Raw genomic sequence first — 16,231 nt, forward strand, 5'->3', positions numbered from 1 at the left:
ATCTCCGGTCGCGGGTTTCTGTATGGCCAGCCACCAGATCCCGCTCGACGGCTCGCTACGCCCGCCGCTGGTGTCGTTCTGCCTGGCCCGGTCCTCGTCGAGTTTGGTCGACCGTCGAGGGCGCGGAGCACATCGCAGTGCACCTGCTCGCCGAGGACCAGCGGGACGTCGCACGTTTCAGAGACGGAAGATCCGAACTATCAACCCGGTGTCGTGCATCGTGTGTGGCGCGAAGGCGTGGTACGCCCAGGCGTGCACCCAGGCGTTGCCGGTCCGTACGGTGAGCCAGGTTTTGAATGCGCCGGGCAGCGTGTAGATGAGAAGCACGAACAGGATCGTCAGCATGGCCTCGCGCGGCGACCCGAACCCGCCCCAGCCCTCGAACACGTGCAGTGCCGCGTACGTCAGGCCGCCGAGAACGATGGTCGCGGTGGTGGAGCCGGTCAGACGGGCGTATCGGGGGACGAGGACGCTCTGCACGAAGATGACTGTGGGCAGCACCGTGCCAGCGAAGTACAACAGGAATGTCAGTGGCACTCCGACGGCGAGCTGACCCGGCGCCAGGCCGGCGAACGCGTGGCCGAGCACCACCCATTGCGCGAGCGATTCGAGGACCAGCACGACGAGGATGAGGATGGCGTCGCCGCGCCGATCCGCCGAGCGCAGACACATCTGGTGGGCGCTGTAACGCCGCCGGAACCACAGGAGTGGCAACAGCGCGTAGACCACAACGTTGTACGTGGCCCAGCCGAGCGCCTCGGCGGGCCCGACCGGATCGGTGGCACCGACCAGCGTACCGGCCAGGTGGAAGCCGATCGGGTGCCAGCCGAGCCCTCGGCCGATGAGCAGGCCACCGATTTGGGCGAGGACGCCGTACGCCAGGACGAGCCCTGTTTCACGGCGAGCGGTCGGGAGCGTCGGTGCGCGCTCGGCGATCATCGGCGCGGGTCGACCACGGGTGAGCGCGTATGCGATGGCGGCGAGCAGTACCAACTCGACGAGGGTGGCCTGAGCGGCGATCACCTGGCCGGGCCCGGATGGCGGGTCGTGCTGCGCGGGCCAGTCGAAGGGGGCGTCGCCGGGCGCGAGGAGCAGTACCGCGCCGTTGAGGGCGAGCCAGCCGACCACCGCTGCCGCGAGCCAGGCGAGTTCTCGACGTGACACAGGCGCCCCCGCTTATCTAGCACAGTCGTGTTAGCAACAAGAAGATAGCACGGGTGTGTTATAAAAAGTGGTGCCGAAACTGGTGGATGCGCAGGCCCGACGGACCGAACTCGCCGAAGCGGTCTGGCGGATCGTGATGCGCGACGGGCTGGAGCAGGCATCGGTGCGGAACGTGGCGCGCGAGGCCGGCCTGTCCATGGGTTCGTTGCGCCATTTCTTCACCACCCAGGCCGAACTCCTCGGGTTCGCCCTACGGTTGGTAGGGGAACGGATCGAGGAGCGGATCCGAGCCGTGGACACCACGGGCGACCAGCGTGCGGTGGTCCGGTCGATGATCGACGAGATGCTGCCGCTGGACCGGCCACGGCGCGGCGAGTGCGAGGTGTGGCTCGCGTTCACGGCACGCGCCGTCGTGGAACCGACCATGGCCGGCCTGCGCAAGGAAATCGACAAAGGCCTCGCCGATGCCTTCACCGCCATGATCCGGCGACTGGCCGACGCGGGTGCGCTCCGGCCCGGGCTCGATCAGAAGGTCGAGGCAGAGCGTCTCTACGCCCTCGTCGACGGCGTGATCCTGCACGCCCTCCTGCGCCCCGGCCGGACCTCGAACGCAACCGCCAAGGCCACCGTCGGCGCACACCTCGACCAGATCGCGCCAGCCGTCGCCGATGAACGCTGATCAGGCGTACGGCGGCCGCGGATCACCCGGACCACGAAGCAGCCACCGAGGACATCCTTCCTGCCTGAGCCGTTGCTGAGCGGCGGCCAAGTTTTCCGATCACAGCTGGCTGCGCAGGACGTCGTATGCCCAGGCCGCGAGGGTGGTGGGTGTCGTGGTTCGCATGGTGCGCGGTTGTTCGGGGACGAAATCGTCGCGCAGACCACTGGACATTCCGATCACGGCGTCGGTGAGCCCTGCCGTCATCCCGCTGGCACGCAGGTTCTCGCGCATGGTTTCGTCGGAGATTCGCTCGACGGTGCACGGTTGCCCGGTGGCCGCGCTGACGATCTCGACCGCTTGTGCCCAGGTGAGGTCCGTAGGTCCGTGTACGGCTTGCACGACGCGGCCGGACCATGCCGGCGACAGCAGTCGGGTGACAGCGACCTCGGCGATGTCGCGTGGAGCTACCCACGCCATTGGCTGATCGACGGGCAGGATGATCGGGATTCGTCCACCGCGGATCGCGTCGAGTTGAAGCAGGAGGTTTGTGAAGAAGAATCCGCAGCGTAGGTGTGCGACGGTGGTGCCGGTGGCGTCCAGCGCGACTTCGGTCGCGGCGAGGCCGTCTATCTCTCCGGCCCCGTGCCGGCGCTCGGCACCGACGCTGCTCTGAAACACGGTCCGGCGGAGCTGGTTCTCGGTGACCGCGCGAACCACGGCGGTGGTCGCCCGGGCATAGTCGCCGAGCGGGTCCTCGCTGCCTGTGGTCGGGTCGACCCAGTAGAGGGCGTCCACGCCGCGAGTCGCGGCGACCACGCCGTCCGCGTCGTACAGGTCGACGGCCGCCACGTCGGCTTCGGCTCGCACCGACGGCGGCAGCCGGTCCGGGTGGCGGGCGAGCACCAGCGGCCGTACGCCGGCTCGGATCAGCATGGCAACCACGTGGCGTCCAACGTTGCCGTTCGGAGTGGTGACGGCGATCTGCACAGGGCCCTCCTCAGCGTCGGTAACCGCTGACCACGCTACTGAGGTTGAACGGTGGAGGCTTGGTTGATCATGGCGGTCTGGGTGCATGGGCGATGCCGGATCACGGTCAGCAAGTCCCCCGAGCCTCGATCAGCGTGCGCATCGCGCTGCCGACGTGAGTGCAAGTCGGCCCGGAGCGCGGGCCCTGGTCTCTCGGCACCGCACCGGCTCGCGCGGGTGGTGGCTTGCCCGCGCGAGCCGGCGCGCACTGGGCTACGCGGTCAGGCGTCGCCGATCGACGACAGCATGAGACCCTCCCTTGAGGGACGGTCGCCGGCCGGACGGCCGGAACGGGAAGGACGGATCGGCCCGTGGGCCGCTGAAGCCCCACGGATTCGGCCGCCGCCGGCGACAACTTGCCTGCCAGTTCACCGTTTCCTGCTACGACGTTCGATGCGGTACGCGATCGTCGCGACGAGGAGGATGGCGATGATCGAAATAATCCATCCTGCCCGGTCCATGGCTCCACCTCCTTCGCGGGCCGCCTCCGGCACGCCTCAGCCCTAACCGTTACCCCAGGCTGACGGCAGCATGCATCGGTGGCCGTGGTTACTCGACCACCCTGCCCGCTCCGGCGGCGCCGTGCTCGTGGCGATGCCAAATCAGCATGAACACCGCCAGTTCCGTCTTCGACCGCATGCCTGATCCCTGTCAGGGTCGAGTTCTGCCCAACCGGCGCCGACCGCGCCGGACCTGACGACACCGACAAGGATCGACAATGGTGCCTACAACACGCCGTCTGGTAGCCGCGGTGGCAGTGGCGTCACTGGCCGCCTGCGGCCCCGCCGATGCCGCCGAGCAGCCGACGCAGGACCGTGCGGCAACAGCGAACCCGTCCACTGCCGCTGACCGGGACCACCAGTTCCGCCGCCTGGAGGAGAGGTTCGACGCGCGGCTGGGCGTCTACGCGATCGACACCGGCACCGGCCACACGGTGCAGTACCGGCCCGACGAACGGTTCGCGTACACCTCGACGATCAAGGCGTTGACCGCCGCCGAGGTCCTCGACGAGACCACCGACGCCGAGCTGGACCGGGTGGTGCGGTACTCGGCGGACGACCTGGTGACCTACTCGCCGATCACCGAGCAGCACGTCGCCACGGGCATGACGCTGCGCGCCATCGCGGACGCCGCCGTCCGCTACAGCGACAACACCGCCGGCAACCTGCTTTTCGGCCACCTGGGCGGACCGCAGAAGTTCGAGAAGGAGCTGCGGGAGGTTGGCGACAAGGTCACCGATCCGGCGCGTTACGAGACCGAACTCAACGAGGCGCGGCCCGGTGACCGGCGGGACACCAGCACGCCGCGGGCGCTGGCCGAGGATCTGCGGGCGTACGCCGTCGGCGACGCTCTCGAGCCCGCGGACCGCGACATCCTCGTCGGTTGGCTGCGGGGCAACACCACCGGCGGTGAGCTGATCCGCGCCGGTGTCCCCGACGGTTGGGTCGTCGGGGACAAGACCGGCGCTGGTGGGTACGGCACCCGCAACGACATCGGGGTCATCTGGCCGCCGGACCGGGCGCCGATCGTCCTCGCGGTGCTGTCCAGCCGCGATCAGAAGGACGCCGAATACGACGACGTCCTCATCGCCGAGGCGACGAAGGCGGTGCTGGCCGGCTGGTGACCGGTTGACCGGCACCCGCTCGTCGCCGGACGCCCGCACGACGCCTCGAACACTGCGGGGCGGCAGCGATGGAGGACCCGACCGGGTCGTGAGACGCCGGTTGGCGGGCCGCGCGCTGCCCAGCGAGCTGACGGTGGACCGCGCGCCGCAGATCAGCTGACTAACCCCACCAGGGCAGAGTGCCCGTGCGCAGGTGGTCGTGCAGGGAACGGGCGACCTGTGCCATCGTCGCCTCGCTTCCGGGCTGCGCGACGGCGGGCACCCGGGAGGCGGTGAGCGCGGCGACCGCGTACGACTGCCCGTCGGCGTGGTCCACCACTCCCACCTCGTAGCGCAGGTGCAACAGGGTGCCGGTCTTCGACGACCAGCGGGACGCATCGGAGGCAAAGTCCGGGGCGAGCCGCTGCCGGTGCAGGTTGTCGCCCATCAGGGCACGTATACGCGCGGCGGTGGTCGGGTGGATCGCCGACGGCCGCCAGATCGTGTGCAGCAGGTCGACGAAGGCCCGCGCCGACCCGGAGTTGGCGCGGGTGACGTCGAGCTGGGCGACCGGGTGGCCCTGCCCGGGGGTCGCCGCGCCGATGGCGAGGGAGTGCGCCAGATGCACGTCGTCGGGGCCGAGACGTTCCGCCGGCGTCTCGGCGAGGTCACCGACCCGCTGCCGCACGCCAACGCCGTTGATGCGCAGTCGGCGCAGTTCGGCGGCGACGGCGACCGGCGGGATCAGGTCGAACAGGGCGTCGGCGGCGACCCCGTCGCTGACGGAGGTGCTCAGGTAGAGCAGGTCCTCCACGGAGATCCGCGCAGGATGGCGGAAGCGGCTCAGCCCGGTCGGGCCGGGGGTGGTGATCCGACCGGGCGCGACGTCGACCGGCATCGCCGGGTCGAGTTCCCCGCGTGCGACGCGCTCCAGGACGGCGACCGCCAGCGGCACCTTCACCAGCGACGCCGCCGGGTACGGGGTATCGGTGTCAAAGCCGATCTCCGCGCCGGTGTCGAGGTTGCGGACCAGGAAAGCGCCGTGCAGCCCCGCCTCGTCGAGCAACTCGCGCGCGTTGCGCACGACAGCTGTGGCGCTCATGTCGGTTCGCCCGCCGCGCGGTGACCGGCTGCGGCCTGCTCGATCGACGTCCCGCTGACCTCGGGCACGCCCAGGCAGCGCGCGATGTCCTCGTGCAGAACGGTGCCGAGCTGGTCGAGGTCGTCGCGCACTCCGGCGGCGATGGTGTACCCGCGCACGGGTCCGAGGTCGGCGAGGGGGCACCAGTGCAGCCCGAAGTCCTCGGCCTGCTGACGGGAGCAGAGCAGCAGGTCGGGGAAGCTCAGCGCCGTCGCCACGGCGTCGACCAGGGACGGCGCGACCGTCACCTGCGCCGGCGCCAGCCCGGCGGACTGGCCGGCGCGGGTCAGTGGGTCCCGCAGGTGCGCGACGTCGTCCTCGGGCTGGATCAGGATCCGCCGCCGTGCCTGCGCGCGGCGCGGCCGCTGCGCAGCGTCTCCAGGAACACCGTCGAGGCCGGGAAGGGGTTGCGGGCGGCCAGCCCGAGTGGCACCCGCCAGGTTGCCGTCTCCCCCGGAGCCGCCACGATCCCCGCGCCGACCTCCAGGGTCTGGCAGAGCCGGGCCCGCTCCCCGGGCCCGGCCGGCCGTACCTCCAGGTGAATCCGTTGCCGACGCGCCGCGACCACCAATGCGGCGAGGCGCTGCGGCGGGCAGATCTCGGGTACGGCCACCCGCAGCGGCCGCAACCTGGCCCGCTCGGCGTCGTCGGCCATCGCGTCGGCCAGGTCCACCAGGCGACGGGCTGTGGGCAGCATGTCCCTCCCGAACGACGTCAACCGGACCGCCCGGGACGACCGATCGAACAGCCGCCCCCCGAAGTGCTCCTCCAGCGCGGCGATCCGGCGACTGGCGACCGACTGGGGAATTCCTGCCGCAGCGGCGCCGGAGGTGAAACTGCCGTGACCGCTGACGGCGACGAAGGCTCGGCAGGCGGCGACCACGTCCATCCACCGAACCTATACCCGGAACGCATGGACGGACCTAGTGCGGCACCTAATCCGCATCGGTCCGGGCCCGCCCGGAGGCAGCGACACGACGTCACACGGGGCGACCTGGCCGCACTGACGCGTGCCGTGGCGACCAGGCGCCGGCTCGGACGACGGTCGTATGATCACGGGCTTGAGCGTGCCGCTACGGGCGGGTGCTCCAAGACGCGCCGCGGGTTGACCTGGGCAAGATACGGATCGAAGTAGAGCGCGAGGTCGTCCCGCCGGCACGATGCCCCGATGATGTTGCTGGTCCCCGCGGACCCCCTACGGCCACGCTGGCCCGACGAACACTTCGCGCCCGAAGCCCACGGGGCTCGTGCCGCCGGGAACGACGTCGCGGTGATCGACCACGACGCGCTGACCTGCGACGAGCCGCACCGCGCGATCGCGGCCGTGCCCGCCGACGGCGCCGCGGTCTACCGCGGGTGGATGCTCTGCAGCGACCAGTACGCGGCCTTCGACGACGCCATCGCCGCTCGTGGCGTAACCCTCCGCACCAGCGGCGATGATTACCGCCGCGCGCATGAACTTCCCGGCTGGTACCACCAAATCGCCCCGGTCACCCCAACCTAAACAGCGTAAGGCCCGGCTATCGGAACGACATTGACCGATGTCTTGACTCTCTGCGCCGCCCTGCTCATGATTTACTTCGGCGGTTCAGAAGTGAGGGTAGATGTGATGACGCAGGGAGAGCCACCGGCAGGAGGCCCCACATCAGCCGTCACTCTCAGCGAGCTTGGACAAACTGGCCGACTTGCGCGCGCCGGTCGAGGCACGAGGGACTGGCTGACACGTGGGGCCCATCGGCGGGAACTGAGTATCGCGAGCCTCGGTTCGGTGCTCCTCGCTGTCGCGATGATCTGGCTGATTCCGCCGTACGCGGTTCGCGTGCTGACTGCCGGCGCCAAGACTGTGCCGATCGCCGACCCGGCCCACACCATCGTCGGTGACGTGGGTGACCCGACGGCCCAAGCATGGCTGGTGGGATGGGGTGGCCACGCACTCACCCACGGTCTGCGTGGCCTGTGGGATACCAACGCTTTCTATCCCGACACGTACGGCCTAGCCCTGAACGACAGCCTGCTCGGCTATGCCCCGGCAGGGCTGATAGGCAGCGGTGTAGTCGGCGCCGTGCTGCGCTACAACATCCTGTTCGTGCTGGCTTTCGCGCTCGCCTTCCTCGGCGGCTACGCGCTCCTGCGCCAGCTTGGCGCGAACAAGGTCGCTGCCGCGGTAGCCGGGGCCGCCCTCGCCTACGCGCCCTGGCGCTACGGCCACGACGGCCATCTGAATATTCTCTCCACCGGTGGTATCACTCTGGCCCTGGCGATGCTGGCGCGCGGCCACGGACTCTCGTTCACCCGCGGCTACCTTGCCGAACGAGTCCGGCCGGGCTGGGCGTTCGCTGGCTGGCTGGTTGCGGCCTGGCAGGTCAGCCTAGGCTTCGGCGTGGGGCTGGGATTCGTATACGTCCTCGCCGCCCTCTGCCTGATCACACTGATAGCCTGGCTGATCCATCGCCCACGCCTCAGCCTCCGGCTGATCGTCGGTGATCTGATCGGCGGGCTGGTCTTCACCGCGGTGACCGGATACTTCGCGTACGCGTACAAACACGTGCGCGAGCTCAACCCAGATGTCACCCGGGACTGGGACTACGTCGCGCACTTCTCCCCGACACTGCGCGGACTTCTCGTGGCGCCGCAGTCCTCGCTGCCCTGGGGCACCCTGCACAACGACGCCCGCACCGCTCTTGGTGGCGTACCGACTGAGAAAGTGCTTCTGTGCGGGTATGCACTGTATCTACTGGCCTTCGCCGGCCTGTTCCTATCCCGCTGGTCACCGGTGCAACGGCTTCTGCTGCTGTTTGGGGCGGTCGTCGGAGTGTTGTTCGCGCTGGGCACGAACGGGCCGATCTACCGCCTGCTCTATCTTTACGTGCCCGGGTTCGATGGATCCCGCACACCAGGCCGGTTGATCTTGTGGCCCACTCTCTGCCTGGCCATCCTCGCGGCTGGCCTGGTTACCCACCTGGCCGAGGTGGCTCGCAGGGGCGCCAAGCCGAAATGGTCGGTGAGAGAGGCACGTCTGCTGACCGTTCCGTTGCTGGTCCTCGTGCTAGCTGAGGGCCTGCCTGACCTGCAACACCCCCAAACCCCAGCCAAACCGGCCGCGATGGCGCTAGCCTCCGCGCACGCTCCGATCATGGTATTGCCGTCCAACGACGGCATCGACCTCCACGTCCTACTGTGGTCGACCGACGGTTTTCCTACCATGGTCAACGGTGCGGCCAGTTACACCACACCCAACCGTCAGGCGATCCGCGACGTTATGGCGACCTTCCCCAGCGAGCCGGCCTTGGATCGGTTGCACCAGCTCGGCATCCGCAGCGTCGTCCTGCTGCGCGACCGGGTCCAAGGTACCCCGTACGAACCATTGCTTTACATCCCCGACGTACCCGGCATCACCCGCCATGACGTCGGGCCAGACGTGGTTTACACCATCGACACCAACACCAAGAACCCCTAACGAAACGATGTTGGGCGTGTCCTCGGGACACGAGGACCGTTCTGTACCTCGACGCGAGCGACCACGACATAGTTCTCTCGCCGGTGGGAGCTGTTGATTTCTCCGCGTGTCGTGTGTCGGGTAAGTGCCATCCAGTAGCCGGCATTCGGCTAGGCCGGTCCAATATGTCATGCCGAGCTTCCGTGATCGCCTAGCTGCTGCCCGTGCCGGTTGGAGCTCCGGCCGCATTTCGTGGCATGCGTCCACCGCCGAACGCCGATCGCGGGCGGTGGGTCCGGAAGGTCGGCGCAGGCTCCGTATGTCCTCCCGCCCGCCGGGACAGATTGGCGCCCGCTGGGCCCCGACGCGAGAACTGGTGCACACCGTATTCCAGGGCGTCACCGTGCTGACCGCGGTAGCCGCGCTGCTGTTCACCGCCCGCTCCCTGGACTACACCGCCGACGCCACAAGCGCCACTCGCCAGCAGATGCACCTCAGCGAGCAGGGGCAGATCAGCGACCGGTTCGGCAAGGCCGTCGACCAGCTCGGCCAGGAAGGGGAGAACAAGTTGTCCATCCGCCTCGGCGGCATCTACGCCCTGGAACGAGTCATGCGGGACTCCGCCGACGACGAGCCAACCGTGATCGAGGTGCTGTGCGCGTTCATTCGTACCCACGCCCCCCGGCCACTCAAGACTCCCGAACGCGTCAATACGTCCTCGCTCGACGTGCGGGCCGCCGTCACGGTGCTGGCCCGACGCCCCAATCCAAAGGCAAACCAAAACCAACGCCTGGACCTGGCCGACACTCTGCTGGGCTTACCAGGTGTGGCGCTGTCGGGGGCCCACCTGGCCCGGACCTCCCTGTTTGGCGCTGACCTGCTCAGGGCGGACCTGAGCGGTGCGGACCTGAGCGGCGCAGACCTGCGCCACGCGAACCTCGGCGGCGCGAACCTGCAAGAAGCGAATCTAAGCGGCGCGGGCCTGATTGGCGCGGACCTGCCACAAGCGAGACTGAGCGGCACGAACCTGATCGGCGCGAACCTGATCAACGCGGATCTGCACCTGGCGGACCTGCGCGGTGCGGACCTGCGCGGTGCGGACCTGCGCCACGTGGACCTCCGCGGCGCGAACCTGAGCACCACGAACCTGCGCGATGCAAACCTGGATGGCGCGAATGTTGACGCGGGAACCCTGTTGCCGCACGGGGTGGCTCGACCTACTCCGTCGCCGACTCCGTGACCCTCTCACAACATCGCCTGGGCCTGTCCTCCTCGGGTGCCATGACGATTTGCCAAGATCGCGACAGGCTACCGGCGCATCGTCTCGGGGTCGCCACTGCTTGTTGATCAGCACGGCACCTTTGACGACAGTCGCCAGCGCGGCAGCATCCACTTCTGCCCGAAGGAAGTGCGCCGTCGATGCAGCGTTGCGCTGTTTCGACGGTCGGATCGCATGAGGATGAGGCCACAGGATTCCAGTGGCTCGCCGCGAGAGCCGAGGAAAGCGCAGGGGCTGGAATAACCACATCCTCCGCTTGCGCGGAGGTTCCCGAGTTGAACGGGAATAGAAGGAAGCGCCTGCATGGCCTCGGCTGTCGCAGACCTACTCAGGGATCAGCTCACTGAGTCGGTCCAGTGTATATGCCTCCGACCCGACTGGCAGGTCCTCGGGCGCCTGAATGCCGATGAACGTGACCGGCTCGTTCGGTGGGCGACCGTCCCACGTCATCACCTCGGCCCGGGCGCGCCATCGGTCGACAAGGTATGACAAGGTGAGGTAACGCCGCTCCATCAGTGCTCGTACCCGGTCGGCCGTGGTGAACGTGTTGTCCTCCACCCGGTTGAATGACGGCGTACCCCGCAGGTACAGGTGCAGCCACACGGCCTGCCAGCCGCCCTCACCCTTGGCGAACACCATCGGCAGCGCGATCCGACCCTGGCCACGCAGGTGCGAACGCGCCCGGACCGTCCGTGCGTCAAATGGTGGCCCGAGCTGGTCCTGCGTGCGGGTCTGGTAGCCGAACATCGACTCGGCAACCTCGTCGAACGACTCACCCGTATAGATGTAGACCTGCGGAACGACATAGCGACCACCGATCGTCATGGGCATGTCGATGAACTCGGTTGCACCGTTCGCCGCGTCGGTGATGTCGCCGGAATGCACCACGCCGTTGTGGCGGTAGTTCGTCCACGACACTTGGCCTGCACCATGGAACTCGTCATCGAGCAGCAGCACCGACAGGTCGTAGTCGGTGCGACGACTCGCCTGGCGCCAGTACATGAAGAAGCGCAGCAACTCACCAGACACCGACGCCCGCGAGCCCCTTGGCAGGACCGCGAAGCCGCCCTCCGCCGCCTTGCCGGACAGCGGCAGTGCGACGTTGAGCACCTCCGGGTCCACCAGCAGAGGCTGATCCTGCTTCGGCAGTCGGGCGCTGATCTCGGCGTCGAGCATCGACGACAGCTCGGCCACCAGTTCGGCTGGCAGCGGTGGCCGCTCGTCGGGGCCGACCCATGCGTTGCGCGAACGGCTCGCGTACATCCGGGCCGACGCGGGCGTCAGTCGGTTGTCGACATGCTCCCGCAGCGAGAGCAGCACTCGGCCCGACGCCGAGCCGAGCGCACCGGTGACTGCGTCGACGACAGCGGTTCGCTCTGACGCCGGCGCCAGCCGCAGCAGCCGGTCCGCCGATCGCAGGAGCAGACCCGGCGCCGCCGACAGTACCGAGGCGGCCGGACCGATAGCGCCGGCACGGATCGCCGCCTCCGCTCGGCCGGCGAGGTTGCGTACCCGCCGCTCGCCACGCGCGACCGCGAACACCTCCTGCGCGTGCGGCCACTGGTCGTACTCATGCGGGTGCAACCGCTCCCCGAGCCGCTTCCACCGTTCCGCGTACCGCACGGCGTCACCAAGCTTGTCCGAACTCGCACCGACGACGTTGTTCAGGGCGGCAAGCAGCATCCGCCGCTCCGGGCGCCGGAAGGCACGGAATCGCGTGGGCGTCACGAGCGATGCGTCCCCGCCGGAGACCTGGCAGGCAAGGCGCAGCACATCGGTCGTCGTGTCCACGCCGACCAGCGGCCGGCCGAGAACGAGCCGGATCCCGTTGAGCACGGCACGGTTCTCCCGTACCGGGATCTCGGCCGGCTGCGCGCCGTCCACACAGGCGACCGCAAGCTCGCTGAGGATCGCAAGGTCCGCCCCACCGAGTGGCGTCGAGCTACCAGCCAGGGCCAGATAGAGCCGCGCTGCCTCCACGTCGACGGTATCGCCGAGACGCAGCAAGGTCACCCGGTCACCGGCAGCGGTGATGAGGTCGTCATGCGCGGCCAACAGCTGGGCATAGGTGTGCTGGTAGGCCCCGTAGGCCGGTAGATCGAGCAGGTTCACCCCGCCCGAGGCGATGGCATCCCGCAGCTGCGCGTCGGTCGCCGTGCCCCCGCCGGCGAGTACGGCCGCCCGAAGCCGGTCCGTCCAGAAATCAACGGTGTCGGGCACGTCGTCCGGGAAGCCGATGAAATAGGCGTTGTGCTGGACATGATCGCCCACCAGTTCACGCACCGCCGAAACGACCATGGCGGCAAGGTCCATCGCTGGAGCGGGGGCCAGGGTGCCGATGTGTTCCAGCAGAGCCCGCGACGCCGAAAACCCGACATCGAGCAGCGCCGCATCCAGTTGCCGGGCCACCGGCGTGCCATCGCCGGCCGCGCCTTTGCTGGCCGGCACGCGCAGGGCCTTCTGGATGATCAGCTTCTCGAGCACGTGGTTCCCCGTTCCGGTCAACTCCGGCTGTTGCCGGCACGCAGCCGCGGCATAGTGGGTCGCCGGGGACTCGAACCCCGAACCCTTCGATCCAACTAGGAGAAGGAAGCGCACCCATCGCCGCGCAAGCGGAAAGCGGACCCGCTACTCAGTCGAATGCTCTATCCAGTTGAGCTAGCGACCCAGATGTCGATCATCGCACCGACCGGGCTGACATGGCTATCCCGTTTCGAAGTCACTGCCCGCTGCGGCGGACATGAGCGTGCCGTTCCCTGGCAATGACGGCAAGCGCTGGCAGCATCGGCGCAGCCCTCGTCGGCATTGCCACCGCCCTCACCATCAGCCGCCGCCGTACGATCCGCGCCATCACCGCACCCGGTCTCGCCATCGGCTACGCCCTCGTCTTCACCGTTGACACCACCGGCGCCCTCATCGTTGGCTACCTCGCCGCCCTCACCTGGTGGGGCATCCGACTCACCGCACACACCCTGCGGCTCGCCTTCCCCCAGCCAGGAACGGCACTGCGCCGCCTCGCCGACCGGACGGACGGCTGGAGGACCGCGAAGCCCCTCGGGCTGCTACCACCGCACCTACAACGGCTATGGCAGCGACGCCGGACGCATCGACCATGCGCGCAGCATCTACGTCGGCCAGCAGCAGATCCTCGCCCAACTCGACCCGTTACTCGTTCCTGCTTTCCTGCCTAGTGCTCTGACCACGAACGTTCACGGTGTTGGATGACACGCCGTCCGGCCTGTCGGTCGGGCGGTGTCGGGGCGGTCCGGCTGTAGCGGTGGCAGAACCTGTACGCGTGCGGCGGCTCAGTGATCAGGAAGGTCAGCAGCTGCTCTGAATCACCCGCCGGGGAACCGGTCCCCCGATCCGCCGACGACGGGCGATGGTCGTACTCGCCTCGGCCGGCGGGAACACAGTGCCGGCGATCGCCCGCCTCGCCCAAGCCGATGAGGACACGATTCGGCAGGTCATCCACCGGTTCAACGAGATGGGCATGGCCTGCTTGGACCCTCAGCGGGCGGGTGGCCGTCCCCGCCAGATCAGTCCTGACGAGGAACAGTCCATCGTCGAGACGGCCAACACCCGCCCCGAGAAGCTGGGGCGACCGTTCACCCGCTGGAGCGTCCGCAAGCTCGCCGACCACCTGAGCACGGATGCCGCCCGCCGGATCCGCATCGGGCGGGAACGGCTGCAGCAGATCCTGCACCAGCACAAGATCACCTTCCAGCGGACCAAGACGTGGGAGGAGTCCACCGACCCTGACCGGGACGCCAAACTCGCCCGGATCGAGTACGTGAGCAGCAGCTTCCCGCAGCGAGTGTTCGCGTTCGACGAGTTCGGACCCCTGCTGATACGACCCGTGACGCACCCTGCCGATCCGGCAGAACAACGCTGTCCCGGCCTGAGTATCCGATGGGCTCAGGCTTTGGGGGCCACGCGGACGACGCTCGCTCCGCCCATGACTCCGCCATCCTCTCGTACGGCAAAGATCAGGTTGTAAGAACCGGGCGGCGCGTCCCTCGCGATGGGAATGACGCTGACCGGTCGTTCGCCCGCCCCACCGGACGGCCGCACCGGCTGGGCCTCGAACGTCACCTCTCCCAGAGCGGGCCGAGCTGTACCCCCGGCAGCGCTCTTCAGTTCACTGACGTCCCCGTACGGGCCAGTCAGACGCGCAGTCAGCTCGACCTGTGTCGGCTTCGCGGCGGGGTCGGTCCCCGGCTTGACGATCCAGTGAACCGTCATGTCCTGGCCAGGCTGGTAGACCGTGTCCACGTCCTCGCCATCGCAACACGTGTAGGTCGTCGGGGTGCCTGCTGGGGTGGTGGACCGCCCGGAGCCGCAACCCGACATGACCAGCAAGGCCAGGCAGGCAACGGTCGCCACAGGCCGGCACGTTTTCATGAGCATGAGCGTATCGAGTACTGTCCTCGAACGTCTCCCCGGACAGACCTGGCCCCGCCAGCATCCAGTTGATGGGCCGGCTCTGAAATGAACGCTCACGAGTCTGGACGCCGCGCCGTCGAGTAGTTGCCGGCCCGACAGCCGATCTGCTTCCGCCAGGCGTCCCTGTCCATGACAGACGTACGCTGTCGTTCGGCGGGCAACTGCCTCTACCTGCTGCTACGAAGCGGCAATCGGGTAGCCAATCGTGGCGATGCCTTGCCTCAGTTCGGCAACGGTGAGTTGAGGGTTCAGCACCTGTAGCACGCTGTCGGTGAGCGGCCGGTTGGCGACGACGTGCTCGACCGCCGCCCGATCCGCCTCGATCTCGTAGTAGTCGCTGGCGAACTCGACGAAACGGTCAACGATGTCGTCGAGCAGGATCTCGAGCATGGCTGACCCGTCCGGTCCGGTGTCGTCGTACGGCCCACGAAGTGGTGGGAAGGCGATTCCGTCACCGGCGTGCCAGCGGTCGTCATCGGCCAGCCGCCATATGACGGCGGTAGCGATGAACTGCCCGGCCTCGTCGCAGAAGGCAGGTTCCTCGATCTGTGGACGCAGCTCCATGGGCAGCCCGTCGAGCAGTCCCGGCCACAGCTCGTAGTCTGGATCGCCGTAGGGCGACATCGCCGACTCGTGATCGAAGACCCGGATGAACACGCCGTCGGGGGTGAACACGACGGCCCACTCGTCGCCGCTGCCGTTGCTCATCAGCGCCGCCTCATCCGTGCCCCAGGCACGGGTGTAGGCGTAGTACGCGGCCCCGCCGTCGATGACGCATTCCAGCAGGGCCAATGCCTTACACCGCTGCCGCAACCGGTCGATGGAAGGCAGCCTGGCGGCGATGTCGTACGCGGTCACTGGGTGACCCTACTGGGGCGGCCAGACAGCGACTCGGCAGGTCCCGAGCTGCCAGGTTCGACGCCCACGAAGGTTCACCCCGCTTGGTCAGGCAGCTCGTGGAGCGGATCCTCGGCCGGACGTGGTGGGCCGGGGTTGAGCGGCCAGGTTCGTCCTCGGTGGTCGGTAGGTCGACCAGGCTCAGCCGGTGTCCCCCGTTGCCCACGAGCCGCCATACCGGTCCGGCCGGGCTATGTCCGTTGATCCGGTCCCGGGCGCAGGTGGCGACGGTGAGCGCGGCCAGGGCGTCGGTGACACGGTGATCGTGACGGCGGCGTCGGCGAGCTTGGTGTGGAAGTTGCGTTCGCGTTCCCAGCTCGAGACGTCGGAAAGCGTGGTCGTGGAGCGACGTTGGGTGGATCGGAATTGGGGGGTCACGGGGCACCCCCCGATCGCAGGATGTCCCCCCGGTGGGACTGTCGGGACGGTTGATCATGACTCATGTAGGTCCCCTAGTACGGCAGCCGCCGTTCGTGATCATGGTTGGAGTTCGAGGTTGAGGCGTCGGGTGTAGTGGGATCGTCGGGCGCGGGCTTGATGGCGCCGTCGCCACTCTGACCAGCGCAGATGGTGGGCGA

Annotated in this window: 11 protein-coding genes, 1 tRNA gene and 1 pseudogene; 6 read left to right on the top strand and 7 right to left on the bottom strand. The window is 68.4% G+C overall.

What is annotated here, in order from left to right; all coding sequences use genetic code 11:
* Positions 1 to 177: 177 nt before the first annotated feature.
* On the bottom strand, positions 178 to 1,164 hold the full coding sequence (locus tag KBX71_RS28680; RefSeq protein ID WP_210820922.1) for a hypothetical protein: 987 nt from the start codon (positions 1,162 to 1,164) through the stop codon (positions 178 to 180).
* A 136-nt stretch (positions 1,165 to 1,300) separates the two neighbouring features.
* Here KBX71_RS28680 and KBX71_RS28685 point away from each other — a divergent pair, with 136 nt between their 5' ends.
* Positions 1,301 to 1,843, top strand: coding sequence for a TetR family transcriptional regulator C-terminal domain-containing protein (locus KBX71_RS28685; protein ID WP_247684272.1), 543 nt, complete (start codon positions 1,301 to 1,303; stop codon positions 1,841 to 1,843).
* A gap of 99 nt (positions 1,844 to 1,942) precedes the next feature.
* Here KBX71_RS28685 and KBX71_RS28690 read toward each other — a convergent pair whose 3' ends face one another.
* Entirely contained in the window at positions 1,943 to 2,812 is an 870-nt protein-coding gene (locus KBX71_RS28690; RefSeq protein ID WP_210820923.1) for an NAD(P)H-binding protein, read from the bottom strand.
* A 757-nt stretch (positions 2,813 to 3,569) separates the two neighbouring features.
* On the opposite strand from KBX71_RS28690, the gene bla reads away from it, so the two are divergent.
* A complete protein-coding gene (gene bla / locus KBX71_RS28695) occupies positions 3,570 to 4,475 on the top strand; it encodes a class A beta-lactamase (protein ID WP_210820924.1) in 906 nt (301 codons plus the stop codon).
* Positions 4,476 to 4,635: 160 nt separating this feature from the next.
* Here bla and KBX71_RS28700 read toward each other — a convergent pair whose 3' ends face one another.
* Positions 4,636 to 5,556: a serine hydrolase gene (locus tag KBX71_RS28700; protein ID WP_210820925.1), complete on the bottom strand. Its 921-nt coding sequence runs from the start codon at positions 5,554 to 5,556 to the stop codon at positions 4,636 to 4,638.
* Positions 5,553 to 6,484 (bottom strand): annotated as a pseudogene (locus KBX71_RS34050) (LysR family transcriptional regulator). Before KBX71_RS34050 ends, KBX71_RS28700 begins: the two are co-directional and overlap by 4 nt.
* Before the next feature lie 381 nt (positions 6,485 to 6,865).
* Between KBX71_RS34050 and KBX71_RS28715 the strand changes: the two are divergent.
* The 3 genes from KBX71_RS28715 (at position 6,866) to KBX71_RS28725 (ending at position 10,271) form a co-directional block, all read left to right on the top strand.
* Positions 6,866 to 7,099, top strand: a complete 234-nt coding sequence (locus tag KBX71_RS28715) for a hypothetical protein (RefSeq protein WP_210820928.1) — start codon at positions 6,866 to 6,868, stop codon at positions 7,097 to 7,099.
* Between the two features lie 264 nt (positions 7,100 to 7,363).
* Positions 7,364 to 9,052, top strand: coding sequence for a hypothetical protein (locus KBX71_RS28720; protein WP_307847358.1), 1,689 nt, complete (start codon positions 7,364 to 7,366; stop codon positions 9,050 to 9,052).
* Between the two features lie 355 nt (positions 9,053 to 9,407).
* The gene (locus tag KBX71_RS28725; RefSeq protein WP_210820929.1) at positions 9,408 to 10,271 is read left to right on the top strand and encodes a pentapeptide repeat-containing protein; all 864 of its coding nucleotides are present in this window, start codon (positions 9,408 to 9,410) and stop codon (positions 10,269 to 10,271) included.
* Between the two features lie 363 nt (positions 10,272 to 10,634).
* Here the strand turns inward: KBX71_RS28725 and KBX71_RS28730 are convergent, their stop codons facing one another.
* Together KBX71_RS28730 and KBX71_RS28735 are read right to left on the bottom strand one after the other, a co-directional pair.
* Entirely contained in the window at positions 10,635 to 12,794 is a 2,160-nt protein-coding gene (locus KBX71_RS28730; protein ID WP_210820930.1) for a TerD family protein, read from the bottom strand.
* Between the two features lie 55 nt (positions 12,795 to 12,849).
* Positions 12,850 to 12,978, bottom strand: a tRNA-OTHER gene (locus tag KBX71_RS28735).
* Between the two features lie 747 nt (positions 12,979 to 13,725).
* Between KBX71_RS28735 and KBX71_RS28740 the strand changes: the two genes are divergently transcribed.
* Positions 13,726 to 14,310: a helix-turn-helix domain-containing protein gene (locus KBX71_RS28740; RefSeq protein ID WP_307847359.1), complete on the top strand. Its 585-nt coding sequence runs from the start codon at positions 13,726 to 13,728 to the stop codon at positions 14,308 to 14,310.
* A 623-nt stretch (positions 14,311 to 14,933) separates the two neighbouring features.
* On the opposite strand, the gene KBX71_RS28745 is transcribed toward KBX71_RS28740, so the two are convergent.
* Positions 14,934 to 15,614 (bottom strand): hypothetical protein, encoded by a 681-nt coding sequence (locus KBX71_RS28745; protein ID WP_210820931.1) that lies wholly within the window; start codon positions 15,612 to 15,614, stop codon positions 14,934 to 14,936.
* Positions 15,615 to 16,231: the final 617 nt, after the last annotated feature.

It is taken from the genome of Micromonospora sp. D93 (assembly GCF_018070365.1).
In the GTDB taxonomy this organism is placed as follows: Bacteria; Actinomycetota; Actinomycetes; order Mycobacteriales; family Micromonosporaceae; genus Micromonospora; species Micromonospora ureilytica.

Excerpts from the sequence above, each read along its gene's own strand:
- KBX71_RS28685 (WP_247684272.1), top strand. The coding sequence starts at position 1,301 with ATGCGCGACGGGCTGGAGCAGGCATCGGTGCGGAACGTGGCGCGCGAG.
- bla (WP_210820924.1), top strand. The coding sequence starts at position 3,570 with ATGGTGCCTACAACACGCCGTCTGGTAGCCGCGGTGGCAGTGGCGTCA.
- KBX71_RS28700 (WP_210820925.1), bottom strand. The coding sequence starts at position 5,556 with ATGAGCGCCACAGCTGTCGTGCGCAACGCGCGCGAGTTGCTCGACGAG.